This is a genomic window from Streptomyces aurantiogriseus, from assembly GCF_014649375.1.
Lineage (GTDB): Bacteria > Actinomycetota > Actinomycetes > Streptomycetales > Streptomycetaceae > Streptomyces > Streptomyces aurantiogriseus.
In genome coordinates this window covers 185,460-210,556 of the sequence record NZ_BMSX01000018.1, presented here as the reverse complement: position 1 = coordinate 210,556, position 25,097 = coordinate 185,460, and the positions used below count along the sequence as shown (strand labels likewise).

Annotated in this window: 28 protein-coding genes; 16 read left to right on the top strand and 12 right to left on the bottom strand. The window is 69.3% G+C overall.

Annotated features, from left to right (window positions below; translation table 11 throughout):
• Window positions 1-297 precede the first annotated feature (297 nt).
• Window positions 298-2,646, top strand: a complete 2,349-nt coding sequence (locus IE263_RS33125; protein ID WP_189941539.1) for an immune inhibitor A domain-containing protein — start codon at window positions 298-300, stop codon at window positions 2,644-2,646.
• Window positions 2,647-2,791: 145 nt separating this feature from the next.
• Entirely contained in the window at window positions 2,792-3,127 is a 336-nt protein-coding gene (locus IE263_RS33120) for a hypothetical protein (RefSeq protein ID WP_189941538.1), read from the top strand.
• Between the two features lie 30 nt (window positions 3,128-3,157).
• Here IE263_RS33120 and IE263_RS33115 read toward each other — a convergent pair whose 3' ends face one another.
• From IE263_RS33115 to IE263_RS33105, 3 genes are all read right to left on the bottom strand, one after another.
• Window positions 3,158-3,619: a hypothetical protein gene (locus tag IE263_RS33115; RefSeq protein ID WP_189941537.1), complete on the bottom strand. Its 462-nt coding sequence runs from the start codon at window positions 3,617-3,619 to the stop codon at window positions 3,158-3,160.
• Window positions 3,620-3,648: 29 nt separating this feature from the next.
• A complete protein-coding gene (locus tag IE263_RS33110) occupies window positions 3,649-4,236 on the bottom strand; it encodes an isochorismatase family protein (RefSeq protein WP_189941536.1) in 588 nt (195 codons plus the stop codon).
• A 106-nt stretch (window positions 4,237-4,342) separates the two neighbouring features.
• The gene (locus IE263_RS33105; RefSeq protein ID WP_189941535.1) at window positions 4,343-5,689 is read right to left on the bottom strand and encodes a nicotinate phosphoribosyltransferase; all 1,347 of its coding nucleotides are present in this window, start codon (window positions 5,687-5,689) and stop codon (window positions 4,343-4,345) included.
• Window positions 5,690-5,826: 137 nt separating this feature from the next.
• On the opposite strand from IE263_RS33105, the gene clpS reads away from it, so the two are divergent.
• The 7 genes from clpS (at window position 5,827) to IE263_RS33075 (ending at window position 10,657) form a co-directional block, all read left to right on the top strand.
• Window positions 5,827-6,144, top strand: a complete 318-nt coding sequence (gene clpS, locus IE263_RS33100; protein WP_058925046.1) for an ATP-dependent Clp protease adapter ClpS — start codon at window positions 5,827-5,829, stop codon at window positions 6,142-6,144.
• Between the two features lie 11 nt (window positions 6,145-6,155).
• Complete coding sequence (locus tag IE263_RS33095) at window positions 6,156-6,764, top strand: DUF2017 domain-containing protein (RefSeq protein ID WP_189941534.1); 609 nt, start codon at window positions 6,156-6,158, stop codon at window positions 6,762-6,764.
• A 338-nt stretch (window positions 6,765-7,102) separates the two neighbouring features.
• Complete coding sequence (locus IE263_RS33090) at window positions 7,103-8,527, top strand: amino acid permease (protein ID WP_189941533.1); 1,425 nt, start codon at window positions 7,103-7,105, stop codon at window positions 8,525-8,527.
• Window positions 8,528-8,659: 132 nt separating this feature from the next.
• Window positions 8,660-9,082, top strand: coding sequence for a M67 family metallopeptidase (locus IE263_RS33085; protein ID WP_189941532.1), 423 nt, complete (start codon window positions 8,660-8,662; stop codon window positions 9,080-9,082).
• A gap of 120 nt (window positions 9,083-9,202) precedes the next feature.
• Window positions 9,203-9,298 carry a putative leader peptide gene (locus IE263_RS50120; protein ID WP_020132206.1) on the top strand — a complete coding sequence of 32 codons (96 nt, stop codon included), beginning with the start codon at window positions 9,203-9,205 and terminating at the stop codon, window positions 9,296-9,298.
• A gap of 112 nt (window positions 9,299-9,410) precedes the next feature.
• The gene (locus IE263_RS33080; protein ID WP_189941531.1) at window positions 9,411-9,689 is read left to right on the top strand and encodes a MoaD/ThiS family protein; all 279 of its coding nucleotides are present in this window, start codon (window positions 9,411-9,413) and stop codon (window positions 9,687-9,689) included.
• A gap of 17 nt (window positions 9,690-9,706) precedes the next feature.
• Window positions 9,707-10,657: a PLP-dependent cysteine synthase family protein gene (locus IE263_RS33075; protein ID WP_189941530.1), complete on the top strand. Its 951-nt coding sequence runs from the start codon at window positions 9,707-9,709 to the stop codon at window positions 10,655-10,657.
• A 54-nt stretch (window positions 10,658-10,711) separates the two neighbouring features.
• Here IE263_RS33075 and IE263_RS33070 read toward each other — a convergent pair whose 3' ends face one another.
• Complete coding sequence (locus IE263_RS33070) at window positions 10,712-11,170, bottom strand: type II toxin-antitoxin system PemK/MazF family toxin (RefSeq protein WP_189941529.1); 459 nt, start codon at window positions 11,168-11,170, stop codon at window positions 10,712-10,714.
• A 255-nt stretch (window positions 11,171-11,425) separates the two neighbouring features.
• Between IE263_RS33070 and IE263_RS33065 the strand changes: the two genes are divergently transcribed.
• Window positions 11,426-12,178 carry an MBL fold metallo-hydrolase gene (locus IE263_RS33065; protein WP_189941528.1) on the top strand — a complete coding sequence of 251 codons (753 nt, stop codon included), beginning with the start codon at window positions 11,426-11,428 and terminating at the stop codon, window positions 12,176-12,178.
• 113 nt (window positions 12,179-12,291) lie between these two features.
• Here IE263_RS33065 and IE263_RS33060 read toward each other — a convergent pair whose 3' ends face one another.
• Window positions 12,292-13,545 (bottom strand): PTS transporter subunit EIIC, encoded by a 1,254-nt coding sequence (locus tag IE263_RS33060; protein ID WP_189941527.1) that lies wholly within the window; start codon window positions 13,543-13,545, stop codon window positions 12,292-12,294.
• Between the two features lie 122 nt (window positions 13,546-13,667).
• Window positions 13,668-14,969 carry a PTS transporter subunit EIIC gene (locus IE263_RS33055; protein WP_189941526.1) on the bottom strand — a complete coding sequence of 434 codons (1,302 nt, stop codon included), beginning with the start codon at window positions 14,967-14,969 and terminating at the stop codon, window positions 13,668-13,670.
• Between the two features lie 161 nt (window positions 14,970-15,130).
• Between IE263_RS33055 and IE263_RS33050 the strand changes: the two genes are divergently transcribed.
• From IE263_RS33050 to rdgB, 4 genes are all read left to right on the top strand, one after another.
• Window positions 15,131-15,376 carry a PTS sugar transporter subunit IIB gene (locus tag IE263_RS33050; RefSeq protein WP_189941525.1) on the top strand — a complete coding sequence of 82 codons (246 nt, stop codon included), beginning with the start codon at window positions 15,131-15,133 and terminating at the stop codon, window positions 15,374-15,376.
• Window positions 15,377-15,505: 129 nt separating this feature from the next.
• Window positions 15,506-16,243, top strand: a complete 738-nt coding sequence (gene rph, locus IE263_RS33045; RefSeq protein WP_189941524.1) for a ribonuclease PH — start codon at window positions 15,506-15,508, stop codon at window positions 16,241-16,243.
• Window positions 16,244-16,361: 118 nt separating this feature from the next.
• Complete coding sequence (locus tag IE263_RS33040; RefSeq protein ID WP_189941592.1) at window positions 16,362-16,769, top strand: hypothetical protein; 408 nt, start codon at window positions 16,362-16,364, stop codon at window positions 16,767-16,769.
• A 37-nt stretch (window positions 16,770-16,806) separates the two neighbouring features.
• On the top strand, window positions 16,807-17,409 hold the full coding sequence (gene rdgB / locus IE263_RS33035) for an RdgB/HAM1 family non-canonical purine NTP pyrophosphatase (protein ID WP_189941523.1): 603 nt from the start codon (window positions 16,807-16,809) through the stop codon (window positions 17,407-17,409).
• Window positions 17,410-17,474: 65 nt separating this feature from the next.
• Here rdgB and IE263_RS33030 read toward each other — a convergent pair whose 3' ends face one another.
• From IE263_RS33030 to IE263_RS33015, 4 genes are read right to left on the bottom strand one after another with little or no spacing between them, the layout of a single operon-like run.
• Window positions 17,475-18,263: a DUF1707 SHOCT-like domain-containing protein gene (locus IE263_RS33030; protein WP_189941522.1), complete on the bottom strand. Its 789-nt coding sequence runs from the start codon at window positions 18,261-18,263 to the stop codon at window positions 17,475-17,477.
• A 53-nt stretch (window positions 18,264-18,316) separates the two neighbouring features.
• A complete protein-coding gene (locus IE263_RS33025) occupies window positions 18,317-19,312 on the bottom strand; it encodes an ABC transporter ATP-binding protein (RefSeq protein WP_189941521.1) in 996 nt (331 codons plus the stop codon).
• Window positions 19,313-19,321: 9 nt separating this feature from the next.
• Window positions 19,322-20,086 carry an ABC transporter permease gene (locus IE263_RS33020; protein WP_189941590.1) on the bottom strand — a complete coding sequence of 255 codons (765 nt, stop codon included), beginning with the start codon at window positions 20,084-20,086 and terminating at the stop codon, window positions 19,322-19,324.
• A gap of 49 nt (window positions 20,087-20,135) precedes the next feature.
• Window positions 20,136-20,936 (bottom strand): ABC transporter permease, encoded by an 801-nt coding sequence (locus tag IE263_RS33015; protein ID WP_229911299.1) that lies wholly within the window; start codon window positions 20,934-20,936, stop codon window positions 20,136-20,138.
• 215 nt (window positions 20,937-21,151) lie between these two features.
• Here IE263_RS33015 and IE263_RS33010 point away from each other — a divergent pair, with 215 nt between their 5' ends.
• Window positions 21,152-23,569, top strand: a complete 2,418-nt coding sequence (locus IE263_RS33010) for a transglycosylase domain-containing protein (RefSeq protein WP_189941520.1) — start codon at window positions 21,152-21,154, stop codon at window positions 23,567-23,569.
• An 85-nt stretch (window positions 23,570-23,654) separates the two neighbouring features.
• Here IE263_RS33010 and IE263_RS33005 read toward each other — a convergent pair whose 3' ends face one another.
• On the bottom strand, window positions 23,655-23,957 hold the full coding sequence (locus tag IE263_RS33005) for a GroES family chaperonin (RefSeq protein ID WP_189941586.1): 303 nt from the start codon (window positions 23,955-23,957) through the stop codon (window positions 23,655-23,657).
• Between the two features lie 98 nt (window positions 23,958-24,055).
• Complete coding sequence (locus tag IE263_RS33000) at window positions 24,056-24,385, bottom strand: DUF3618 domain-containing protein (RefSeq protein ID WP_189941519.1); 330 nt, start codon at window positions 24,383-24,385, stop codon at window positions 24,056-24,058.
• A gap of 115 nt (window positions 24,386-24,500) precedes the next feature.
• On the opposite strand from IE263_RS33000, the gene bcp reads away from it, so the two are divergent.
• Window positions 24,501-24,968 (top strand): thioredoxin-dependent thiol peroxidase, encoded by a 468-nt coding sequence (gene bcp, locus IE263_RS32995; RefSeq protein ID WP_189941518.1) that lies wholly within the window; start codon window positions 24,501-24,503, stop codon window positions 24,966-24,968.
• The last annotated feature ends 129 nt before the right edge of the window (window positions 24,969-25,097 follow it).

Below are 25,097 nucleotides of genomic sequence, written 5' to 3'. Positions count from 1 at the left end.
AGTGGAACGAGCGGTAAGCGTGAGCTGACACACGGTGCCGGTGCACAGGGGGCGCACGGAGTCATGACGTCCACTCCGTGGACGGGACCGCGCGCCCGTCACGTTACAGTCACGCGTCCGCAATGCGAACGCCACTCCCCAATAATGCGTTGACCTGTCCAAGTCAAGGTCTGTCTTTTCTTCTGAACCAGTAGTCAAATGACGGCACTTGACTACACGCGTATAACCGCGCGCGGACATCCCTTGACATGGATCCCCCTTCCGCGCGGCCAGGGGCGCGTTAGGGGAGGCAATCAAGTGACCAGCAAATCCTGGACGTTCAGGACGGCCGCCACGGTCGTCGCCCTCGCGGCGGCCTCGGCGACGTTCTCGGCGTTCGCCGTGGCCCAGGCCGCCGACACCGCGCCGGCGAAGGCCCCGGCCGCGGACCGGCAGGACCCGCAGCCGGCCGAGGCCCACGAGCACGACTTCGACGGGCCGCTCAGCAAGACGCAGGAGGCGCAGCGCAAGGAGGCCCTCGAGCAGGTCATATCCGGCGAGGCCACGGTCGAGGAGCGGGACGGCTCCAAGGTCGTCGAGCTCGACAGCCGCAAGGGCGACAGCAAGTACGTCGAACTCGGCCGCGAGAAGACCGACAAGATCTTCACGATCCTCGTCGAGTTCGGCGACCAGGTGGACCCCCGCTACGGCGGCACCCCGGGCCCGCTGCACAACCAGATAGCCCAGCCGGACCGCACCCAGAACAACAGCACGGCCTGGCAGGCGGACTACGACCAGAAGCACTTCGAGGACCTGTACTTCGGCACCGGCAAGGACGTCGAGTCCCTCAAGAAGTACTACGAGAAGCAGTCCTCGGGCCGCTACTCGGTCGAGGGCGAGGTGACCGACTGGGTCAAGGTCCCTTACAACGAGGCCCGTTACGGCCACAACGACGCCACCACCGGCGCCTGGTACGCGGTGCAGGACGGCGTCAACGCCTGGGTCGCCGAGCGCAAGGCCGCCGGTGCCACCCCCGCCGAGATCAAGGCGGAGCTCGCCGAGTTCGACCAGTGGGACCGCTACGACTTCGACGGCGACGGCGACTTCAACGAGTCCGACGGCTACATCGACCACTTCCAGATCGTGCACGCCGGCGAGGACGAGTCCGCCGGCGGCGGCGCCCAGGGCGCGGACGCGATCTGGGCCCACCGCTGGTACGCCTTCGGCACCGACGCCGGCTCCACCGGCCCCGACGGCAACAAGCTCGGCGGCGCGCAGATCGGCGACAGCGGCATCTGGGTCGGCGACTACACCATCCAGCCGGAGAACGGCGGCCTCGGCGTCTTCGCCCACGAGTACGGCCACGACCTCGGTCTGCCCGACGAGTACGACACCTCCGGCGGCGGCGAGAACTCCACCGGCTTCTGGACGCTGATGTCCTCCGGTTCCTGGCTCGGCACCGGCAAGGAGTCCATCGGCGACCTGCCCGGCGACATGAACGCCTGGGACAAGCTGCAGCTCGGCTGGCTCGACTACGACGTCGCCAAGGCGGGCGTGAAGTCCACCCACAAGCTGGGCGTGGCGGAGTACAACACCACGAACCCGCAGGCCCTGATCGTCGAGCTGCCGCAGAAGACGGTCAGCACGGACGTCGTCGTCCCGGCGCAGGGCGCCACACAGTGGTGGAGCGGCAGCGGCGACGACCTGCGCAACACCCTGACCCGCTCGGTGGACCTGACCGGCAAGTCCTCGGCGTCGCTGTCCCTCGACGGCTGGTGGGACATCGAGACCGACTACGACTACCTCTACACCGAGGTCTCCACCGACGGCACCAACTGGACGCCGATCGACGGCAAGCTGGCCGACGGCTCCGCCATCCCGCGTGACGGCAGCGGCAAGCCCGCCCTCACCGGCACGGTCGACGCCTACCAGGAGCTGACGTTCCCGCTGGACGCCTACGCGGGCCAGAAGATCGGCCTGCGCTTCCGCTACGCCACCGACGGCGGCGTGGCCCAGAAGGGCTTCGCGGCCGACCGGATCACCGTGACGGCGGACGGCGCGACCCTGTTCGCCGACGACGCCGAGTCCGCGGACGCGGCCTGGACCGCCAACGGCTTCTCCCGCATCGGCGCGGCCATCACGGACGACTACGCCCAGTACTACATCGCCGAGAACCGCCAGTACGTCTCGTACGACAAGACCCTCAAGGTCGGCCCGTACAACTACGGCTTCTCCACGACCCGTCCGGACTGGGTGGAGCACTACCCGTACCAGAACGGCCTGTTGATCTGGAAGTGGGACACCTCCCAGCCGGACGACAACACCAGCCAGCACCCGGGTGAGGGCCTGATCCTCCCGATCGACTCGCACCCGACCCCGCTGAAGTGGTCCGACGGCACGCTGATGCGCAACCGCATCCAGTCCTTCGACTCCACCTTCAGCTGGTACCCGACCGACGCGATCACGCTGCACAACGCCGACGTCGCCACGAAGATCAAGGCCCGTCCGGGCGTTCCGGTCTTCGACGACGGCAAGTCGAGCTACTACGACGCGTCGACCCCGCTGGCCGGTGTCAAGGTCACTGACACCAACACCTCCATCAAGATCGCCAATGAGCCCCTGAGCGGCTCGACGATCACGGTGAAGGTCGGACCGTCGGCGAAGTAGTCGACGTTTCCGCAGGTCAAACGTGCATCGGCGGTGACCCCCTGGCGGGTCGCCGCCGATCGTGTTTAGGTGCCTCCTGTGCTCTTCTTATTGACAGGCTCATTGACAGCAGCATCGACACCGAGACACACGGGGGAGTGACCACATGGCCGCAGGAGGCTTCTGCAAGCTGCCGGACGGCATGGTGGTGGTGGCATTGAACCTGCCCAGCCCCACCGCCGAGGCCGGCGTCGGGGTGCGCGTCCTCGTCCTCGCCCAGAACCGCGCCCGAGCCCTGACCAGGCTCCGCAACCTGGGTCTGCGCGCCGTCTACCTCCGCGGCAACGCGGCCCCGCCCACGCCGGACGAGATCACAGCGGTCCTGCACCACCCCGACGGCCTGATATGGCGCACGGCCCCGGACAACGGTGTCGTCGCGACGGTCCCGGAGCTGTGGCGCCCGATCAGGTCGCTGCTGCGCAGACCGGCGGCGCAGGCGTAGGGGCCGTCCCCGGCCGGACGCGCGGGCCGGTCAGTCGTAGAAGAACAGCTCGAGATCCTCGACGGACCCGGGGCCGGTCAGGAAGGCCTCGGCCCGGGCGATCTCGTCCTCGGGCGGCGGCCCGTCCTCGCGGAGCCGCCGCATCCACAGCTCGCCCTGCTCGCCGATCGCGTAGATGCCCGACAGCAGCTCGGCCATGCCCGCGGGACGCGGCGGCCCGTGCCCGACCACGGGGTGCAGCCGCCGCCCGCCCGCCCGGGCGGCCAGCCGGAGCACACCGGCCCAGTTGGCGATCCGGCCGATGCGGACATGCCACGAGTCGCCGGTGAACGGGGGCAGCCGGCCGTCGTGCAGGGCGTTGGTGGCGGCCCTGATGTCCGCCATCACCTGCCGCTCCACGGCGTCCCGCACCCAGCGCCCTTCCTGGGCGTCCTCGATGGCGGCGGACCACCACTCCCAGGCGCCGTCGAGCCGGTCGGCGAAGGTGCTCATGAGGTGCCCGTGCGTACGGTTCCGGGCGCCTACTGAACGACCGGCTTGCCGGACAGTTCCACGCCGGCCTCTCTCATCTCCTCGATCGCCCGCTCGGTCGTCTCCTGGGCCACGCCGGCGGTCAGGTCGAGGAGGACCTGGGTGCGGAAGCCCTCGCGGGCCGCGTCCAGGGCGGTGGCCCGGACACAGTGGTCGGTGGCGATGCCCACGACGTCGACCTCGTCGATCTCCCGGGCGCGCAGCCAGTCGCCCAGGGCCACGCCGTTCTCGTCGGCGCCCTCGAAGCCGCTGTAGGCGGCTGCGTAGGCGCCCTTGTCGAAGACGGCGTCGATGGCGCCGGAGGCGACCGCCGGGGCGAAGTTCGGGTGGAAGCCCACGCCCTCGGTGCCGGCGACACAGTGCGCGGGCCAGGAGTGGACGTAGTCGGGATTGTCGGCGAAGTGGCCGCCGGGGGCGATGTGGTGGTCGCGGGTGGCCACGACATGCCGGTATCCGGCGGGGGCCTGCCCGATCAGCTCGGTGATCGCGGCGGCCACGTCGGCACCCCCGGCCACCGCGAGGCTGCCCCCTTCGCAGAAGTCGTTCTGCACGTCAACGACGATCAAGGCGCGGCGCATGGTGGGTGTCCTTCGACTATGGGTGAAACTACGAGCCTAGAGACTTCGGCGGCGGTACGGGAGGGGGCATCGCGGGGCGTGACGGGCGTGCGGGTCGGCACGCGTCCTAGTTACCCGAGCGCCCCTGTACATACTCCGTCGGAATGACGGGTTCCCCGCGCGAGAGCTGTGTCGCGGACAGCGGCAGACCGGCCCGGGCGGCGATGTGCCGGTCGCGGACGACGTCCAGGGGCTCGCGGGCCACTATCTCGCCGCCCTTGACCAGCTCCACCAGCAGCTGACGGTCGGCCAGCGCGTCGGGGACCGGGCCCGTGCCGACGACCTCGGCCTCCGCCACGCCGTCCGCGTCCAGGCGCCGCGCGGCCCACTTGCGGCCGCCGATGGAGGTCTTGCCGCCCGTCGACTTCTTCGCCACCGGCACCAGCGGCCCCTTCGGACCGGCGGACTCGGCGCGGGCGACCAGCTTGTAGACCATCGAACAGGTCGGGTGCCCGGAGCCGGTCACCAGCTGGGTGCCGACGCCGTACGCGTCCACGGGGGCCGCCGCCAGCGAGGCGATGGCGTACTCGTCGAGGTCCGAGGTGACGATGATCCGCGTGCCGGCCGCGCCCAGCTCGTCGAGCTGCTGGCGCACCCGGTGGGCGACGAGCAGCAGGTCGCCCGAGTCGATGCGCACCGCGCCCAGCTCGGGCCCGGCGATGTCCACCGCCGTCCGGACCGCCTCGGCGACGTCGTACGTGTCCACGAGGAGGGTGGTGCCACGGCCCAGCGAGTTCACCTGGGCCTGGAAGGCGTCGCGCTCGGTGTCGTGCAGGAGCGTGAAGGCGTGGGCGGAGGTGCCGACGGTCGGGATGCCGTAGCGGAAGCCGGCCGCCAGGTCGGAGGTGGTGGCGAAACCGCCGACGTACGCGGCGCGGGAGGCGGCCACCGCGGACAGCTCGTGCGTGCGGCGGGCGCCCATCTCGATCAGCGGGCGCTCCCCGGCGGCGGAGGCCATCCGGGAGGCGGCCGCGGCGATCGCCGAGTCGTGGTTGAGGATCGACAGGATCACGGTCTCCAGGAGCACGCACTCGGCGAAGGAGCCCTCGACCCGCATGATCGGCGAGCCCGGGAAGTACACCTCACCCTCCGGATAGCCCCAGATGTCACCCGAGAAGCGGTACGCGCCGAGCCAGTCCAGCGTCTCCTCGTCGACGATCTTCCGCTCGCGCAGGAAGCCCAGGACACCCGCGTCGAAACGGAAGTTCTCCACGGCGTCCAGGACGCGGCCGGTGCCCGCCACCACGCCGTAGCGCCGCCCCTCCGGCAGCCGCCGGGTGAAGACCTCGAACACGCTGCGCCGCCCGGCGGTACCCGCCTTCAGCGCGGCCTGCAGCATCGTCAACTCGTACTGGTCCGTGAACAGTGCCGTCGAGGGGACGTCCACGGGCAACCCAAGGTCCGCTACGTTCACGAAAGCCCTCCTCGCCATGACTCTCCGGTACCCCAGCGACGGCCGGGGGTCCGGGGGTTGTCCCCCCGTGCATGCGGTATGACGACAGATCGTACTCCCTTTTCGTCGGTGTGACGATTTCCGCGATGCGTGGCAGCATGGGCCCTGTGACGTCACCCGCTCCCGTAGAGATCGAACGCACCGAGTCGGCGGAGGAGGTCTTCGCCGTACCCGAGCCGGACGTCCCCTGGGTCACCATCGTCCACAACGACCCGGTCAACCTCATGAGCTATGTGACGTACGTCTTCCAGACGTACTTCGGCTACTCCAAGGACAAGGCCACCAAGCTCATGCTCGATGTCCACCACAAGGGCCGGGCGGTCGTCTCCAGCGGTACCCGCGAGGAGATGGAACGCGACGTGCAGGCGATGCACGGCTACGGTCTGTGGGCCACCCTCCAGCAGGACCGGAAGTAGTCACCTCACCCATGCCCGGACACTTCGAACCGCTCCCCGGCGGCGGCGCGGCCGTCGCCCTCGACGTCGTCGAGATCTCCATCATCCGGTCGCTGGCCGTGCAGCTCCTGGAGCTGATCGGCCCCGGCCCCGCCGAGGACGCCCCCGACGACCCGCTCGCCGAGCTGTTCGCCGAGGGCCCGAGCGAACCCCCCGCCGACCCGGTCCTCAGGCGGCTCTTCCCCGACGCCTACACCGACCCCGAGGCGACTCCGGGGCCCGCTCAGGCGCAGGAGCAGCGGACCTACTCCGCCGAGTTCCGCCGCTACACCGAGAACGACCTGCGGGCCGGCAAGCGCGAGAACGCCCTCGCGATGGTGCGTTCCCTGGACGCCCTGACCGTCGAGGGCCAGGACGTGGCGGTGCTGACGCTGTCGCCCGAGGAGTCCCGGCAGTGGCTCGGCGCGCTCAACGACCTGCGCCTGGCGATCGGCTCCCGTCTGGAGATCACCGACGAGGAGGACACCGACCTCCTCTACCGGCTGCCGGACGAGGACCCGCGCAAGCCGATGGTGATGGCGTACCTGTGGCTGGGCGGGCTTCAGGAGACGCTCGTGACCACCCTTATGCCCGACATGTGAGGATTTCGTGTTCGCTCAGCGGACGCTCAAATCCGGATAACGATCGCGTTACCAGCACGGCCGACTGTGTCCCTTTTGTGCCCTGTTTGGCCGCTTCTTCTTGTGTGATGCGCCACAGCTCCCCCCGGCGATCAATATTGCGGGCGTGATAAATCTTCACGACCGCCCGGCGAACACCACCCGAATGTCCGCCGGGTGCGCCACGTGGCCGACGGATCGTCGGCCAGGCACGGGCGGGCCCGCGAAGTCCGCCCAGCTCCATCAATCCGGGGGGATCGAGACCCGATCCGAGGCCGACGAGAGGCCGCGGGTCGGCATGGAGAAAGGCGCACCACAACATGACCTCCGCTCAGGTCGACACGGAGAAGACCCCCGAAGAGGGGTACGAGCGCGGACTCGGCAGCCGCCAGGTCCAGATGATCGCGATCGGCGGCGCCATCGGCGTCGGCCTGTTCCTGGGAGCCGGGGCGAACATCGCCAAGGCCGGCCCCAGCCTCATCTTCATGTACGCCCTCGCGGGCGTGATCATCTTCTTCATCATGCGGGCGCTCGGTGAGCTCCTGCTCTACCGCCCGGTCTCGGGCTCCTTCGCCGAGTACTCCCGCGAGTTCCTCGGCCCGTTCTTCGGCTACTTCACCGGCTGGACGTACTGGCTGATGTGGGTCGTCACCGGCATGGCCGAGCTCACGGCCGCCGCGATCTACGTCAACTACTGGTTCCCGTCCATCCCGCAGTGGGTGACGGCCCTGGTCTTCCTGGTGATCCTCTTCGGGGTCAACCTGATCTCCGTGAAGCTCTTCGGTGAGCTGGAGTTCTGGTTCTCGATGGTCAAGGTCACCGCGCTCATCGGCATGATCGTGATCGGCCTGGGTGTGCTCACCTTCGGCTTCAGCTCCGCCGGCGACACCGCCGCCGTCTCCAACCTGTGGGCCTTCGACGGCTTCTTCCCCAAGGGCATCGGCTCGTCCCTGATGACCCTGCAGGGCGTCATGTTCGCCTACCTCGCCGTCGAGCTGGTCGGTGTCACGGCCGGCGAGTCCGAGGACCCGGAGAAGACCCTCCCCAAGGCGATCAACACCCTGCCCTGGCGTATCGCCCTGTTCTACGTGGGTGCCCTCACCGTCATCCTGTGCGTGGTGAAGTGGACCGAGTTCGCGCCGGGCGTCAGCCCCTTCGTCGCGGCCTTCGCCAAGATCGGCATCCCGGCCGGCGCCGGCATCGTCAACTTCGTCGTGCTGACCGCCGCCCTGTCCTCCTGCAACTCCGGCATGTACTCCACGGGCCGCATGCTGCGGAACCTGGCCGAGAGCGGCGAGGCCCCCGCGGCCTTCAAGAAGCTGTCCTCGACCAAGACCCCGGCCTTCGGCATCACCGTCTCGGTCCTCTTCATGGGCATCGGCGTGGTCCTGAACTACATCGTCCCGGAGAAGGCCTTCGGCTACGTCGTCTCCGTCGCCACCGCGGCCGGCATCTGGACCTGGCTGATGATCCTGATCAGCCACGTCCTCTACCGCCGCGCGGTCGACGCGGGCCGCCTGCCCGCCTCGTCCTTCCCGGCCCCCGGCGGCGCGGTCTGCTCGTACATCGCCATCGCGTTCCTGCTCTTCGTCACGGGCCTGATCGCGTACGACGCCGACTCCCGCGTCTGCCTGTACGTGATGGCCGGCTGGGCCGCCGCCCTCGCGATCGGCTGGGCCGTGCTGAAGTCCCGCAACCCCGAGGTCACCCAGCGCCGTCAGTCGGAGTTGGAGAAGGTGGGCTGACCGCCACCGAGGACGTCCAGCCGTAGGGAGCACTCGTGGCGCCCCCTCCGGCTGCCGCTCAGGACGTCCGGTATATGGGCCGTTCCGTACCGCACCCCGGTACGGGACGGCCCTTTGCTTATCCTGGCGACCATGCTGACCATCACCCAGGCCCTCGTCGACGAGATCGTCGCGCACGCGCGCAAGGACCACCCCGACGAGGCATGCGGCGTCGTCGCGGGCCCGGCGGGCTCGGACCGCCCCGAGCGCTTCATCCCCATGCTGAACGCGGCCATGTCGCCCACGTTCTACGAGTTCGACTCCGGCGACCTGCTCAAGCTCTACCGCGAGATGGACGACCGCGACGAGGAGCCGGTGGTCATCTATCACTCCCACACCGCGACCGAGGCCTACCCCTCCCGCACCGACATCTCCTACGCCAACGAGCCCGGCGCCCACTACGTGCTCGTCTCCACCGCCGACACCGACGGCCTCGGCGAGTTCCAGTTCCGCTCCTTCCGGATCGTCGAGGGCGAGGTCACCGAGGAAGAGGTCAAGATCGTCGAGGCCTACTGAGGGGGCTCGCGCAGCTCGCAGCGGGGAGCAGACCGCACATGTCTCACTGTCCGGCCGAAATCCGTCCACCATGTGGGATCACACTCGGGAGCCCGGGACGGGAATCGATACGATGAGCCCATGGTTTTGAACGACGTGAGCGAGAAGACGCCGGGCGCACTGCTCGTGGCGCGGCTGCACGTCGACCTGTGCAGGCTCGCCAGCGCCATCTGTTGACGCTGCCCCTGCCGCCGTACGGCCCGTGAGCCGCGGCGCGACGCACCACCCGGCTGTACCTGCGCTGCCGCGCGCTTACCGACCTGACCACTCCCGACAGGAGCCCTGAGCCATGGCCATCGAGGTCCGCGTCCCCACGATCCTCCGCCAGTACACCGACGGTCAGAAGGCGGTGGAGGGCAGCGGTGACACCCTCGCCGACCTGTTCGCCGACCTCGAGACCCGGCACGCGGGCATCCAGGCCCGCATCGTGGACGACGGTCAGCTGCGCCGCTTCGTCAACGTGTACCTGAACGACGAGGACGTCCGCTTCGTCGACGGCATCAACACCAAGCTGACCGACGGCGACACCGTGACGATCCTGCCGGCCGTGGCCGGCGGCATGGCCTGACAGGTCGCTGACCGCTCATGCGTTACGACTCCCCGCTGGCCGCGGTGGGCAACACCCCTCTGGTGCGCCTGCCGCGGCTCTCGCCGTCCCCCGAGGTCCGCATCTGGGCCAAGCTGGAGGACCGCAACCCCACCGGCTCGGTCAAGGACCGCCCCGCCCTGCACATGGTCGAGCAGGCGGAGAAGGACGGCCGCCTGACGCCCGGCTGCACCATCCTGGAGCCGACCAGCGGCAACACCGGCATCTCCCTCGCCATGGCGGCCAAGCTCAAGGGCTACCGCATGGTCTGCGTGATGCCCGAGAACACCTCCCAGGAACGCCGGGACCTGCTCGGCATGTGGGGCGCCGAGATCATCTCCTCCCCGGCCGCGGGCGGCTCCAACACCGCCGTACGCGTCGCCAAGGAGCTGGCCGCCGAGCACCCCGACTGGGTGATGCTCTACCAGTACGGCAACCCCGACAACGCGGGCGCCCACTACGCCACGACCGGCCCGGAGATCCTCGCCGACCTCCCCTCCGTCACCCACTTCGTCGCGGGCCTCGGCACCACCGGCACCCTGATGGGCGTCGGCCGCTACCTCCGCGAGCACAAACCGGACGTCAAGATCGTCGCCGCCGAACCGCGCTACGACGACCTGGTCTACGGCCTCCGCAACCTCGACGAGGGCTTCGTGCCCGAGCTGTACGACGCCTCCGTCCTCACCACCCGCTTCTCCGTCGGCTCCGCGGACGCGGTCACCCGCACCCGCGAGCTGCTCCAGCAGGAGGGCATCTTCGCCGGCGTCTCCACGGGCGCCGCGCTGCACGCCGCGATCGGCGTCGGCAGGAAGGCGGTCAAGGCGGGCGAGAGCGCCGACATCGTGTTCGTCGTGGCCGACGGCGGCTGGAAGTACCTCTCCACCGGCGTCTACACCGCGGCCACCACGGAGGAGGCCATCGAGACGCTCCAGGGCCAGCTCTGGGCCTGAGCCCCGCGGCCCTCCTGGAAAAGGCCCTCCTGGAAAAGCCTTCCGCGAAAGGTCCTAGTTCGTCAGGTGACGGACCTGGTCCCACAGGACCGGGTCCACCACACCCACCCGGCGCCGGAACTGCGCCACCGGCACCTGGCGCAGTTCGTCCGTCTCCAGAAAGCTCGGCCGCCCCTGCGCGTCGCCGACGGCGCCCGGCGGCAGCGGGATCACCCCGGACCGCTCGTCGCGATATCTGCTGGTGATCTTCGCGACGGTCACCCGGTCCCCGCGCACCACCAGCACCAGACACGGCCGGTCCTTCGCGCCGGGGCCGTCCTCGAACGGCACGTTCGCCCACCAGATCTCCGCCGGCTGCGGCCGCCCCGCCACCCCGTGACCCCGCGTCGGCCGGCCCGGCGGCCGTGACCTGCGCCCCGCCGGGCGACGGCCGCGTCCCCAGCCGTCGACGAGCGTGGCGACGAGCGCGAGCAGTACCACCGCCGCGAGTGCCAGCCACCAGGACGTGTCCATGCGGACGACGTTACCGGCGCACGTCCCACAACGCGCGCCCTCTCACGCTTCGTACGCGCCCCGCGTCCAGCCGAACCGGTGACAGCACAGGTGAGTTCGCCCACAACGGCCCCTGGCGGAGGAGCGACCAGACGTTTTGCGCCTTACGCTCGACGGACCGCACGACCCCTGTCGCCCCTTTCACGACCGTTCGTTTCACGATCTTTCCCGGCATTCCGTATCTCTTCGGATCCCGCCAACGGAGGTTTCTGTTCTATGAAGCTCACCGTCGTCGGCTGCTCGGGGTCGTTCCCGTCCGCGGAATCGGCCTGCTCGAGCTACCTCGTCGAGGCCGACGGCTTCCGGCTGCTTCTCGACATGGGCAACGGCGCCCTGGGCGAGCTGCAGCGCCACTGCGGTCTCTACGACCTCGACGCGATCTTCCTGAGTCATCTGCACGCCGACCACTGCATCGACATGTGCGCGTACTTCGTGGCGCGCTACTACCGGCACGACGGCGGCCGCTGCGACCCCATCCCGGTCTACGGACCGGAGGGCACCGAGCACCGCCTCACCACGGCCTACGCCGACACCCCCTCGGCCTCCTCCATGAGCGAGGTCTTCGACTTCCACACGGTCAAGCCCTCCACCTTCGACATCGGCCCCTTCACGGTCCACACCGAGCGCGTGGCCCACCCGGTGGAGGCGTACGGCATCCGTGTCGAGCACGGCGGGAAGGTGCTGACCTACTCCGGCGACACCGGCGTCAGCGCGGCCCTCGACGAACTCGCCCGCGACGCCGACCTGTTCCTGTGCGAGGCCGCCTTCACGCACGGCAAGGAGAACATCCCCGACCTCCACCTCAACGGCCGTGAGGCAGGCGAGACGGCGGCCCGCGCGGGCGCCCGCCGCCTGGTCCTCACCCACATCCCCCCGTGGACCGACCCGCAGGTCAACCTCGCGGACGCGCGGGAGGTCTACGACGGGCCCGTGGAGCTGGCGGTGCCGAGGAAGACGTACGAGATCTAGGCAGCACAGGACGTCAGCCGTACGAGGTTCAGGCGTACGGCACGAGGAAGGCCCCCGGAGCTCTGGTGAGCACCGGGGGCCTTGTCGTGCGCGGGGCCTTGGGCCGTGCGGGCCTACGCCTTGGTGAGGTCCTCGACCTCCTCCTCGGGCTCGCGGCCCGGGGTGGGGAGGTTGAACTTGATGATCGCGAAGCGGAAGACGAAGTAGTAGATGGCGGCGAAGACCAGGCCTATGGGGATGATCAGCCAGGGCTTGGTGGCCAGGTTCCAGTTCAGGGCGTAGTCGATGGCGCCCGCGGAGAAGGTGAAGCCCGCGTGGACACCGAGCGCCCAGGTGACCGCCATGGACAGGGCGGTGAGGACCGCGTGGATCGCGTACAGCACCGGCGCGATGAACAGGAACGAGAACTCGATCGGTTCGGTCACACCGGTCACGAACGAGGTCAGCGCGAGCGAGACCATCATGCCCATCACGGCCTTGCGGCGCTCGGGACGAGCAGCGTGGGCGATCGCGATCGCGGCGGCCGGCAGCCCGAACATCATGATCGGGAAGAAGCCGGACATGAACTGACCGGCGGTCGGGTCCCCGGCGAAGAAGCGGTTCAGGTCACCGTGGACGATCTCGCCCGCCGCGTCCTTGAAGTCGCCGAGCTGGAACCAGGAGACGGTGTTCACGAACTGGTGCATGCCGATCGGGATCAGCGCACGGTTGATGAGGCCGAACAGAGCCGCGCCGAAGGCGCCGAGGCCGGTCATCCACTCGCCGAAGTCGGAGATGACCTCACCGATCGGCTCCCAGACCAGGCCGAAGAAGACGCCCATGAGAGTGCCGACGAAGGCCATGATGATCGGTACCAGACGGCGGCCGTTGAAGAAGCCGAGCCAGTCCACCAGCTTGGTGCGGTGGAAGCGCTGCCAGAGCACGGCGGACAGCAGGCCCATGACGATGCCGCCGAGGACACCGGGGTTGTTGTAGGTCGCGGCTATGTCCGCACCTGCCTGGACCTTGGCCTCGGTGACCGGAAAAGCCTTCAGGACGTTGCTGTAGACCAGGAAGCCGACCAGGGCGGCCAGCGCGGTCGAGCCGTCCGCCTTCTTGGCGAAGCCGATCGCGACACCGATGCAGAACAGCATCGGCAGATTGTCGAAGATCGCCCCACCGGCAGTGGCGAACACGGCCGCGACCTTGTCCCAGCCGAGGCCGTCCTTGCCGAACACGTCGGCCTGCCCGAACCGGAGCAGCAGACCCGCCGCCGGCAGCACGGCGATGGGCAGCTGCAGGCTGCGGCCGACCTTCTGCAGGCCCTGGAACAGGCCGGATCCCCACTTCTTCGCGGGGGCCGCCGTTGGCGCGGTGGCGGTGCTCATAGCTTTCCTCCATCGTGGTGGTCTACACCACTCAGTGGTGTAGACCATGTTCTAGCACGATGAGGGCGATATAAGGAACCCGTCAGGAAGCGCAATCGGAGCGCTACGCTCAGCACCCTTTTTCAGGCCTTGGTGACGTCCTCCCGCTCCTCCTCCGGCTCCCGCCCCGGCGTCCTCAGATCGAACTTCGTGATCGCGAAACGGAAGATCACGTAATAGAGGACGGCGAAGCACAGCCCGATCGGGATGATCGCCCACGGCCTCGTCGCCAGGTTCCAGTTGATGACGTAGTCGATGAGACCGGCCGAGAAACTGAACCCGTCGTGCACCCCCAACCCCCACGTCACCGCCATCGACGCACCCGTCAGCAGCGCGTGCACCACGTACAGCAGCGGTGCGACGAACAGGAACGAGTACTCGATCGGTTCCGTGATGCCCGTGACGAACGACGTCAACGCCACCGACAGCATCAGACCGCCGATCTCCTTGCGGCGGTCCGGCCGGGCGCAGTGGGTGATGGCGAGGGCGGCCGCCGGCAGGGCGAACATCATGATCGGGAAGAAGCCCGAGGTGAACTGGCCCGCGTCCGGGTCGCCCGCCAGGAACATGTTGATGTCACCGTGCACCACCGTCCCGTCCGGCTTGGTGTAACTGCCGAACTGGAACCAGATGGGCACGTTCAGGAACTGGTGCAGGCCGACCACCAGCAACGCCCGGTTCGCTACACCGAAGATGCCCGCACCCCAGGCGTCCAGCCCGTCCAGCCAGTCGCTGAAGCTCTCCAGCGCGTCACCGACGGGAGGCCAGATCCACAGGCACAGCGCGGCGAACGCGATCGCCACGAACGCCATGATGATCGGCACCAGCCGCCGCCCGTTGAAGAAACCCAGCCAGTCGACCAGCCGCGTACGGTGGAAACGCGCCCAGAACCAGGCCGCCAGCAGACCCATGACGATGCCGCCGAAGACACCCGGGTTCTGGTAGGTGAATGCCGTCGCCGTGCCCTCGACCGTGGCCAGACAGCCGATGTTGGGGATGGCCTTCGCCCCCTCGGGACAGTCGTCCGGGAACTGCCGCAGCACGTTGTAGTAGACGAGGAACCCCGTCACCGCCGCGAGTGCCGTCGAACCGTCGGCCTTCTTCGCCATGCCGATGGCCACGCCCACGCAGAACAGCAGCGGCAGCCCCAACTGGCCGTCGAGCAGCGCGCCACCGGCGCCCGTCATCACCTTCGAGACGTCCGTCCAGCCCAGACCGTCGGCCCCGAACACGTCCGGCTGGCCGAGCCGGTTGAGGATGCCGGCGGCCGGCAGCACCGCGATCGGCAGCTGAAGACTGCGTCCCATCTTCTGCAGTCCCTGGAACAGGTTGTTCCAACGGGCCCGCCCGGGACCGACCCTGGTGTCGGCGCTCTCGGCACTCATGGTTTGGCGACCGCCTGTCAGGTGGTGTAGACCAGCTACGGACGATTTCGTTGGTGTGACGTCATCTTTCGGTACGTCCAGCACGATCGCTCGCGAAGTTGGGCCAACTGTGGGTTACTGCGGCAAAGCGGTTCGCATCAGGGAATTCAGGGAGACGGAACATGGCCAGCAAACTTTCCAGCAAGGCTGAGAAGATCGTCGCCGGGCTCGGTGGCATCGACAACATCGAGGAGATCGAGGGCTGCATCACCCGGCTCCGCACCGAGGTCTCCGACCCCGCCCTGGTCGACGAGGCCGCCCTGAAGGCCGCCGGCGCCCATGGCGTCGTGAAGATGGGCACCGCGATCCAGGTCGTCATCGGCACCGACGCCGACCCGATCGCCGCGGAGATCGAGGACATGATGTGAGCCCCGCTCACTCGAGGACATGAGCTGAGCCCCGCTCACTCGTCTCCCTCGTCTCACGAGTCTCACTCGGCAGGGGCCCTTCCCACCGCGGGAGGGGCCCCTGCCGCAGCTACGGCTAGGCTCAGCGGCATGTCTCGAATCGACGGCCGCACCCCCGAACAGCTCCGCCCGGTCACCCTCGAACGCGGCTGGAGCAAGCACGCCGAGGGCTCCGTCCTCGTCTCCTTCGGCGACACGAAGGTCTTCTGCACGGCCTCCGTCACCGAAGGCGTCCCCCGCTGGCGCAAGGGCAGCGGCGAGGGCTGGGTCACCGCGGAGTACTCCATGCTGCCCCGCGCCACCAACACCCGTGGCGACCGGGAGTCCGTCAAGGGCAAGATCGGCGGCCGTACCCACGAGATCTCCCGCCTCATCGGCCGCTCCCTGCGCGCCGTCATCGACTACAAGGCACTCGGCGAGAACACCATCGTCCTCGACTGCGACGTGCTCCAGGCCGACGGCGGCACCCGCACCGCGGCGATCACCGGCGCGTACGTCGCCCTCGCCGACGCGATCGGATGGGCCCAGCGCAAGAAGCTGATCAAGGCCGGCCGCCAGCCGCTCACCGGCACGGTCTCGGCGGTGTCGGTGGGCATCGTCGGCGGCGTCCCGCTGCTGGACCTCTGCTACGAGGAAGACGTCCGCGCCGAGACCGACATGAACGTCGTCTGCACCGGTGACGGCCGCTTCGTCGAGGTCCAGGGCACCGCCGAGGCCGCGCCGTTCGCCCGCGAGGAACTCGACGCCATGCTCGACCTGGCGGTTTCCGGCTGCGCGGAACTCGCTGTCCTGCAGCGCACGGCCCTTGATACGGTCCTGGAAAAGTAAAGAGCACGCCAAAGAGGGCCGGGCGCGCGGGCAACCCCGCCCCCCGACCCGGCGTCTTGGGCAGTACACGACGGGGGCCTCGGAAGGCCTGCACAAGGGGAGGAACACCGCCATGTCCATGGCCGCTAGCCGACGACACCGAGGCCGCCGTACCGCCATCGCCGCCGCCACGGCGGCCGTCGCCCTCACCGTGGGACTGACGACCACCGGCTGCGACGCCGTCAACAAGGCACTCGACTGCGTCCAGACCGCCGACGCCATCGCCGACAGCGTCACCGAACTCCAGCAGGCCGTGGAGAGCGCGTCGAACGACCCCACCCAGCTCGAGGAGTCCCTCGACTCCATCGACAAGAACCTCGACCAGATAGGCGACAAGACCGACAACGCCGACGTCAACAAGGCGGTCGACGACCTGACCAAGGCCGTCGACAACGTCCGTACGGCGGTGAAGAACGGCGACGAGACCCCGGACCTCTCCCCGGTCACGGACGCGGCGGGCGAACTGACGAAGGTCTGCACCCCGTAGCGCACCACGGGCACCGGCCCCCGCGATACTGGGGGCCATGACCCGCCTGATCCTCGCCACCCGCAACGCCGGAAAGATCACCGAACTCAGGTCGATCCTCGCCGACGCAGGCCTGCCCCACGACCTCGTCGGCGTGGACGCCTACCCCGACGTCCCCGACGTCAGGGAAACGGGCGTCACCTTCGCCGAGAACGCCCTCCTCAAAGCCCACGCCCTGGCCCAGGCCACCGGCCTGCCCGCCGTCGCCGACGACTCAGGTCTGTGCGTGGACGTCCTGAACGGCGCCCCCGGGATCTTCTCGGCCCGCTGGGCCGGCAAGCACGGCGACGACCGGGCGAACCTGGAACTGTTGCTGGCCCAGCTCTCGGACATCGCGGACGAACACCGCGGCGCCCACTTCGCCTGCGCCGCGGCCCTCGCCCTGCCGGACGGCACCGAGCGGGTGGTCGAAGGCCAACTGCGCGGCGTCCTCCGCCACGCCCCGGCCGGCACGAACGGCTTCGGCTACGACCCGATCCTCCAGCCGGAGGGGGAGACGCGTACCTGCGCGGAGCTCACGGCGGAGGAGAAGAACGCGATCAGCCACCGGGGGAAGGCGTTCCGGGCGCTGGTGCCGGTGGTGCGGGAGTTGCTGGGCTGACAACGGCCGGGGCACCCCCTCAGCGCCGGGCCGCGCACCCTCACCCCCAGCAGCAGTACGCCGGTTCAGTGCCCCAGGTGCCCCCGCCTGTCCTCCCGGTCCCCGTGGAGGTCGCCGCCGTGCAGCTCCCGCCGCGCCCGGCGTTCCTCATCACGGGCCTGCCGCCGCTCCAGCCTGGCCCGCCGCTCCTCCTCACGGACCCGCTTGCGCTCCAGCTTCGCCAGCTTCCGCTCCTCGCGCGTCAGCTTGCGCTCGACCCCGACCCCGCCCCAGAAGGCGAACCCGGTCACCACCACCCGTGGCGCGCCGGGGTCGCCGGGGATGCCCGTCTCGCCGTCGTCGAAGCCGCCCATGATGCCGATGCCACGCACGTCGACCTCGACGCCCGGCGGCACGATGATGTTCATCCCGCCCATGATCGCCACGCAGCTGATCACGACCTCGCCGTCGGCGAAGTTCGCCTCGCGCAGGTCCAGCTCCCCGCCGCCCCAGAAGGCGAAGCAGGTGAAACGCCGAGGCACCGTCCAGCGCCCCTTGCGCTGAAAGCCGGACATCACGGCCACGGCCCAGGTCGACGTCCCCTCGCCGCCCACGATCCGCCCGGCCCAACTCCCGGCCGGCTGCGGCCCCTTGCGCAGGGACACGGCGGGCGGCGCGGCAACGTCCGAGACCGGCAGGTCACGCGTGATCGGGGCCAGCTCGCCATACGTCCGCGCCTGGTACGTCGCCTCCAGCCGCTCCTCGAACTCCGCCATGTCGAGCCGGCCCTCGGCGAGGGCGTCCCGCAGAACCTCGGCGACCCGTTCACGATCGGTGTCGGAGGCACGGAGGTCCGGGACTGCGTCGTCGGTCATACAGAGCAGCCTACGAGTTCACCTGTGCGAGGGCCACGGAGGAGCCCCGCCGTTCAGGAAGCCGCTTTCCCGGCCCGGTCCGCCTGTTCCGCCCGCTCCGCGTACATCTTCGCGATCACCGCCTCGATGTCCGGCTCCCGCACCGACAGGTCCACCAGCGGATACGCCGCCGCGATCCGCGCGACCAGCGGCGCCGCCGACTCCGACGCGGGGAACGCCAGCCACTGCCGGGGCCCGTCCACCCGTACCACCCGGGCCGCCGGGCCCGCCTCGATCGGCGGGAGCTCCCGCTCCAGGTCCACCACCAGGGTCCGCTCGCTCTCGCCCGCCTCGTGCAGCCCGGTGAGGGCACCGTCGTACACCAGGCGCCCGTGGTCGATGACCATCACCCGGGAGCAGAGCTGCTCGATGTCCTGGAGGTCATGGGTGGTCAGCAGGACCGTGGTGCCGCGCTCGGCGTTCAGCTCACGCAGGAACTCCCGCACGCGCCCCTTGGAGACGACGTCCAGGCCGATCGTCGGCTCGTCGAGGTAGAGGACGTCGGGATCGTGCAGCAGGGCCGCCGCGATGTCGCCGCGCATCCGCTGACCCAGCGACAGCTGCCGTACGGGCACGTCCAACAGGGCGGACAGGTCGAGGAGTTCCACGAGCCGGTCGAGGTTCTCGCGGTAACGGCCGTCCGGGATGCGGTACATGCGGTGCATCAGCCGGTAGGAGTCGATCAGCGGGAGGTCCCACCACAGGGTCGTACGTTGCCCGAACACCACCCCGATGCGGTGCGCCAGGCGCGTCCGCTCCCGGGACGGGTCGATGCCCGCCACCCGCAGCCGTCCGCCGCTCGGGGTCAGGATCCCCGTCAGCATCTTGATCGTCGTCGACTTCCCGGCGCCGTTCGGCCCGATGTAGCCGACCATCTCGCCGCGCGCCACGGTGAAGGAGATCGAGTCGACCGCCCGCACCTGCCGCCGCTCCCGCTTGAGGAAACCGGTCTTCTTCCGCACGTCGAAGACCTTCTCCACGCGGTCCAGTTCGATGAACGCCGCCGCCATGACAGACCCCTAACTCCCCGTACTCCGATACGACCGCAGCCCCGCCCGCCACGCCAGCCCGGCCGACGCGCAGCACGCCACCGCCACGAGCGGCGGCGCGAACGCCGCCCACTCCGGCAGCCCCAGCGGATACGGCCGCCCCAACACGTAGGCGGCGGGCACCCAGTTGACGAAGGCCAGCGGGAACATGAACGTCACCCCGCGCACCAGCTCCTTGCCGAAGACGGTCGGCGGGTACTGGAGCAGGGTCTGACCGCCGTACGTGAACGCGGCCTGCACCTCCGACGCGTCCTGCGCCACGAACTGGAAGGCCGCACCCGCCACGAACACGGCACTGAAGATCACCCCGCCGCACACCAGCATCACCGGCACCAGCAGCACCTTCACCGGCGTCCAGTCGACGTCCAGCGCGACCAGCGCACCCCCCAGCACCAGCGCCCCCTGGGTGATCCGGCCGATCCGGCGCAGCGCGAAACGGTCCGCCGCGACTTGGGCCAGCACCGGCGCCGGTCGTACCAGCAGCGTGTCCAGCGTGCCGTCCCGCACCCGCGCGCCCAGCCGGCCCGCCGAGCCGATCGCCAGATCCGCGAACCCGAAGGACGTCGCGGACAGCCCGTAGAGGAAGGCGATCTCCGGCAGCGTGTAGCCGCCGAGCACATCGACCTGCGAGAACATCAGCAAGATCGCGACAAAGTCCAGCCCGGTCACCACCACACCGCCGAACGCGGTCATCGCGAACGACAGCCGGTAGGCCATGGTCGAGCGGATCCACATCCCGGCGATCAGCCGGTAGGCCCGCAGCCCCTCCCGTGCCCTGCTCTTCTCACCCACCCTGGACCACCACCCGCCGGGTCGCCGCCGACTGCACCAGCCGCCCGGCCGCCAGCAGCACCACCGCCCACGCCGCCTGGAAGGCGAAGGCGGGCAGCGGATCGGCCTCTCCCATCAGCACATCGGCCGGCATCTGCAGCTGCGCCGCCCACGGCAGCGCCCGCACGATGTCACCGAGCGGCCCCGGGAACGCGTTCAGCGGCAGCGTCATCCCCGAGCAGAAGATGCCGGTGACCATCAGCACCTGCAGCGCACCCGTGCCGTCCAGCAGCCAGAACCCGCTCAGCGCCACCAGGAAACGGATCGCGAAGCTGACGACCATCGCGAGCAGGACGGTCACCAGGAACGCCAGCCACGTCCCCGCATCGTCCGGCAGCGCCGTGGGAAACACGAGCACCCCGAACGCGAACGGGATCACCCCGCGCCCCAGCAACTGGAACAGCGCCCGCCCCACGTCGTTCGCCAGCCACCACATCTGGAGGTCGGCCGGCCGGTACAGATCGATCGCGACGTCACCCGTACGGATGCGTTCCATGAGCTCCGTCTCGAAGCCGCCGCCCTGGATCGCCAGCGTCGCGTACAACGCCTGCCCCAGCCACACGAACGTGACCGCCTGCGCCTGGTCGTAGCCCCCGAGGTGCGGCCGCTCGTCCCACAACGCCAGGTATGTGTAGACGAGGATCAGGCCGAAAACGGTATTGGTGAACACCCCCGCGGCCGTGGCCGCCCGATAGGTCGCGTACCTTCGGAAACCCCCTGCTGCGACGGCCGCGTACAACCGCGCCGAACCCACGGCAACCGTCCTCCCGGACCTCCCGACACCGAAGCGCAGGAGCCTAGTGCGCCGGTGCGGTCGTGTGCCACGCGTTTTCCGCGGCACGACGGGTGACGCAACACGCGCCGATTGTCGGGAACGGAACGCTTGGTGCGAGAGTCTTCAACAGGGGGCGCAGAAGGCGTACGAGGCGTACGGGAACGTACGACGCGACACAGGAGTCCGAGCTACACATGAGCGACGAGCCGCAGCCGCAGCAGCCGACCGAGGGCTGGGCGGCATCCAGAGAGCCCGAGGCGGCCGAGCCGGCGGACGGCAAGAAGCCCAAGCGGCCCAGGCGCACGGGCTGGCGCCGCCTCCTGCCGACCTGGCGGATGGTGCTCGGCGCCTTCGTCCTCGGAGTCCTGCTGCTCTTCGGCCTGTTCTTCCTCGGCTACTCGATGGTCAAGATCCCGCCGGCCAACGCGCTCGCCACCAAGCAGAGCAACGTCTACCTCTACGCCGACGGCACCGAGATCGCCCGCGACGGCGAGGTCAACCGGGAGAACGTCGGCCTCGCGCAGATCTCCAAGGCCGCCCAGCACGCCGTCCTGGCCGCCGAGGACCGCGACTTCTACACCGAGTCCGCCGTCGACCCCAAGGCGATGCTCCGCGCCGGCTGGAACACCGCCACCGGCAAGGGCAAGCAGTCCGGCTCCACGATCACCCAGCAGTACGTCAAGAACTACTACCTCGCGCAGGAACAGACCGTCACGCGCAAGGTGAAGGAGTTCTTCATCGCGATCAAGCTGGACCGCGAGAAGTCCAAGGACGACATCCTCGAGGGCTACCTCAACACCAGCTACTTCGGCCGCAACGCCTACGGCATGCAGGCCGCCGCCCAGGCCTACTACGGCATCGACGCCGCCGAACTCACCGCCGCCCAGGGCGCCTACCTCGCCGCGCTGGTCAACGCGCCGAGCGAGTACGACGTGACCGCGCACCCCGAGAACAGGAAGGCCGCCGAGGCCCGCTGGAACTACGTCCTCGACGGCATGGTCACCAAGAACTGGCTGAGCAAGTCCGAGCGGGCCGGCATGAAGTTCCCCAACCCGCGGGAGACCACCGGCACCGACATCGGCATGTCCGGGCAGCGCGGCTACATCGTCCGCGCCATCAAGGACTACCTGATCCAGAACAAGATCGTCGACGAGAACGAGCTCGACGCCGGCGGCTACCGCGTCACCACCACCCTGGAGAAGAAGAAGCAGGACGCCTTCGTCGAGGCCGTCGACGACCAGTTGATGAAGAAGCTCGACAAGGACCGCAAGGTCGACACCTACGTCCGCGCGGGCGGCGCCGCGGTCGACCCCAAGACCGGCAAGGTCCTCGCCATGTACGGCGGCATCGACTACATCAAGCAGTACACCAACAACGCCACCCGCCGGGACTTCCAGGTCGGCTCCACCTTCAAGCCGTTCGTGTTCACCTCGGCCGTCGAGAACGGCTCCGAGACCCAGGACGGTCGCACCATCACCCCCAACACCATCTACGACGGCACCAACAAGCGCCCCGTCCAGGGCTGGAGCGGCGCCTACGACCCCGCCAACGAGGACGACGTGTCCTACGGCGACATCACCGTGCGCGAGGCCACCGACAAGTCGGTGAACTCCGTGTACGCGCAGATGGCCGTCGACGTCGGCCCCGAGAAGGTCAAGCAGACCGCGATCGAGCTCGGCCTGCCCACCAACACCCCCGACCTCAACCCGTACCCGTCGATCGCTCTCGGCACCGCCACCGCGAGCGTCCTGGACATGGCGGAGGCGTACGCGACCCTCGCCAACCACGGCAAGCACGGCACCTACACCATGATCGAGAAGATCACCAAGGACGGCTCGGACGTCATCGAGCTGCCCGAGCGCAAGTCCTCCCAGGTCATCAGCCGCGAGGCCGCCGACACCACCACCTCGATCCTGCGCAGCGTCGTCCAGAACGGCACCGCGACCGAGGCCCTGGCCATCGGCCGCCCCGCCGCCGGCAAGACCGGCACCGCCGAGGAGGACACCGCCGCCTGGTTCGCCGGCTACACCCCCGACCTCGCCACGGTCGTCGCCGTGATGGGCCAGGACCCGGTCACCGCCGCCCACAAGTCGCTGTACGGCGTGATGGGCCTGGACCGCATCAACGGCGGTGGCGCGCCCACGAAGATCTGGGCCCAGTTCACCGAGGAGGCACTGAAGGACACCCCACCCAGTGACTTCAACCTCCAGCTCCAGGAAGGCTCCGAGGAGACCGCCTACCCGTCCACCGAGCCCTCGCAGGAGAACACCACCGAGCCCGAGGACGACGACCCCTCGGCCGGCCAGTCCACCCCTGGCCAGGACCAGGGCCGGACCCAGGGCCAGACCAACGGCGGCACGACGACCGGCGGCACCACGGGCGGCACCACCGACGGCGGCACCACCACGGGAGAGACATCGACCGGCGGCACCACGGGAGACCCGACCGACGGCGGCACCACGGGTGAAACCGACGACGGCGGCACCACGGGCGAAACCGACGACGGCGGCACGACCACGGACGGCGGAACGAGCGACGGCGGCGCGACGGGCCTGCCGGGCGGCGGCGGCACCAGCCCACAGCTCACGACGCGCAGGCCACTGGACGAGTAGCCGTCGGCGCCCGTCGGCGCCCATGAGAAAGGGGCTGGTGACCATGGTCACCAGCCCCTTTTCGAGCTTCGAGCTTTCGAGCCGATCAGAGGTACAGGCCGGTGGAGTCCTCCGACCCCTCGAACCGGTCCGCCGCCACCGCGTGCAGATCACGCTCGCGCATCAGCACGTACGCGATACCCCGCACCTCCACCTCGGCCCGGTCCTCCGGGTCGAACAGAACCCGGTCGCCCGGCTCCACGGTCCGTACGTTCTGCCCCACCGCGACGACCTCGGCCCACGCCAGCCGACGACCGACGGCCGCCGTCGCCGGGATCAGGATCCCGCCACCGGAACGCCGCTCGCCCTCACTGGTGTCCTGCCGCACGAGAACACGGTCGTGCAGCATCCGGATGGGGAGCTTGTCGTGCTGGCTGCTGTGCTCGTCTCTGTTACCGCTCACGCCTTTGAACCTACCTGCCTCGGCCGGACGGGGACTCTCCCGGGTCAGCCCTTACGACGCCGGGTACCCAGGGCCAGCAGCCCCACGACCCCCACGACGACGAGCGCGACCGGCACGACCCGCTCCAGCCGCGGCGCGCCCTTCTCGTCCACGAACTGCGCCTTCACATCGGTCACGACCCGGTTGACCTGGACGTAGGCCTTCCCGATGGTGTGGTCGACGTTGGCGACGACCTTGGCCTTGGCATCCCCGACGATCGTCTTCGGATGCACCCGCACCCCGATCTCGTCGAGCGTCTCGGCCAGCACTTCTCGGCGGCGCCTGATGTCCGCCTCGATCTGCGCCGGGGTTCTGGTGTCCGACGTGTCCGCCACGGTAGGGCCTCCGAAGTCAGCCGATGCCTGTTGCTGGGTTGCCGATACTTGATGCGGACAGTCTGTCAGCTCCACGGGTGCCTGCACCGCCAGGACCCCCGGTTACGCTGGACCGATGAGCGAGCGACTCCAGCCCGGGGACGTGGCCCCCGCCTTCACCCTCCCCGACGCCGACGGCAACGAGGTGTCCCTGTCGGACCACAAGGGCCGCAAGGTCATCGTCTACTTCTACCCGGCCGCCCTGACCCCCGGTTGCACCAAGCAGGCCTGCGACTTCACCGACAACCTCGACCTCCTGGCCGGTGCCGGCTACGACGTCATCGGCATCTCCCCGGACAGCCCCGAGAAGCTGGGCAAGTTCCGCGAGAAGGAATCCCTGAAGGTCACCCTCCTCGCCGACCCCGACAAGAAGGCCCTCGACGCCTACGGCGCCTTCGGCGAGAAGAAGAACTACGGCAAGACCTACATGGGCGTCATCCGCTCCACGATCGTCGTGGACGAGGAGGGCAAGGTCGAGCGGGCGCTGTACAACGTCCGGGCGACGGGGCACGTGGCCAAGATCATCAAGGACCTGGGGATCTGAGGACGCCCCTTTCCGCTGGTGAGCGGTCCCTGCCGGGATGACCGACACTGTTGGCGGATCCGTGTCCGGCCCCCACAAACCCTTCGCGCCCCGGGCGGACCAAGCCGCCTGGGGCGCCGAGTTCCTCGG

Coding starts and splice junctions, on each gene's coding strand:
- IE263_RS33040 (WP_189941592.1), top strand. CDS start 16,362: ATGGCCGCTAGCCGACGACACCGAGGCCGCCGTACCGCCATCGCCGCC.
- IE263_RS50120 (WP_020132206.1), top strand. CDS start 9,203: ATGGTTTTGAACGACGTGAGCGAGAAGACGCCGGGCGCACTGCTCGTG.
- IE263_RS33020 (WP_189941590.1), bottom strand. CDS start 20,086: ATGTGGATCCGCTCGACCATGGCCTACCGGCTGTCGTTCGCGATGACC.
- IE263_RS33075 (WP_189941530.1), top strand. CDS start 9,707: ATGCGTTACGACTCCCCGCTGGCCGCGGTGGGCAACACCCCTCTGGTG.
- IE263_RS33095 (WP_189941534.1), top strand. CDS start 6,156: ATGCCCGGACACTTCGAACCGCTCCCCGGCGGCGGCGCGGCCGTCGCC.
- IE263_RS33115 (WP_189941537.1), bottom strand. CDS start 3,619: ATGAGCACCTTCGCCGACCGGCTCGACGGCGCCTGGGAGTGGTGGTCC.
- IE263_RS33025 (WP_189941521.1), bottom strand. CDS start 19,312: ATGGCGGCGGCGTTCATCGAACTGGACCGCGTGGAGAAGGTCTTCGAC.
- rdgB (WP_189941523.1), top strand. CDS start 16,807: ATGACCCGCCTGATCCTCGCCACCCGCAACGCCGGAAAGATCACCGAA.
- rph (WP_189941524.1), top strand. CDS start 15,506: ATGTCTCGAATCGACGGCCGCACCCCCGAACAGCTCCGCCCGGTCACC.
- IE263_RS33030 (WP_189941522.1), bottom strand. CDS start 18,263: ATGACCGACGACGCAGTCCCGGACCTCCGTGCCTCCGACACCGATCGT.
- IE263_RS33050 (WP_189941525.1), top strand. CDS start 15,131: ATGGCCAGCAAACTTTCCAGCAAGGCTGAGAAGATCGTCGCCGGGCTC.
- IE263_RS33090 (WP_189941533.1), top strand. CDS start 7,103: ATGACCTCCGCTCAGGTCGACACGGAGAAGACCCCCGAAGAGGGGTAC.
- clpS (WP_058925046.1), top strand. CDS start 5,827: ATGGGCCCTGTGACGTCACCCGCTCCCGTAGAGATCGAACGCACCGAG.
- IE263_RS33085 (WP_189941532.1), top strand. CDS start 8,660: ATGCTGACCATCACCCAGGCCCTCGTCGACGAGATCGTCGCGCACGCG.
- IE263_RS33070 (WP_189941529.1), bottom strand. CDS start 11,170: ATGGACACGTCCTGGTGGCTGGCACTCGCGGCGGTGGTACTGCTCGCG.
- IE263_RS33080 (WP_189941531.1), top strand. CDS start 9,411: ATGGCCATCGAGGTCCGCGTCCCCACGATCCTCCGCCAGTACACCGAC.
- IE263_RS33120 (WP_189941538.1), top strand. CDS start 2,792: ATGGCCGCAGGAGGCTTCTGCAAGCTGCCGGACGGCATGGTGGTGGTG.
- bcp (WP_189941518.1), top strand. CDS start 24,501: ATGAGCGAGCGACTCCAGCCCGGGGACGTGGCCCCCGCCTTCACCCTC.
- IE263_RS33010 (WP_189941520.1), top strand. CDS start 21,152: ATGAGCGACGAGCCGCAGCCGCAGCAGCCGACCGAGGGCTGGGCGGCA.
- IE263_RS33110 (WP_189941536.1), bottom strand. CDS start 4,236: ATGCGCCGCGCCTTGATCGTCGTTGACGTGCAGAACGACTTCTGCGAA.
- IE263_RS33060 (WP_189941527.1), bottom strand. CDS start 13,545: ATGAGCACCGCCACCGCGCCAACGGCGGCCCCCGCGAAGAAGTGGGGA.
- IE263_RS33055 (WP_189941526.1), bottom strand. CDS start 14,969: ATGAGTGCCGAGAGCGCCGACACCAGGGTCGGTCCCGGGCGGGCCCGT.
- IE263_RS33065 (WP_189941528.1), top strand. CDS start 11,426: ATGAAGCTCACCGTCGTCGGCTGCTCGGGGTCGTTCCCGTCCGCGGAA.
- IE263_RS33005 (WP_189941586.1), bottom strand. CDS start 23,957: ATGCTGCACGACCGTGTTCTCGTGCGGCAGGACACCAGTGAGGGCGAG.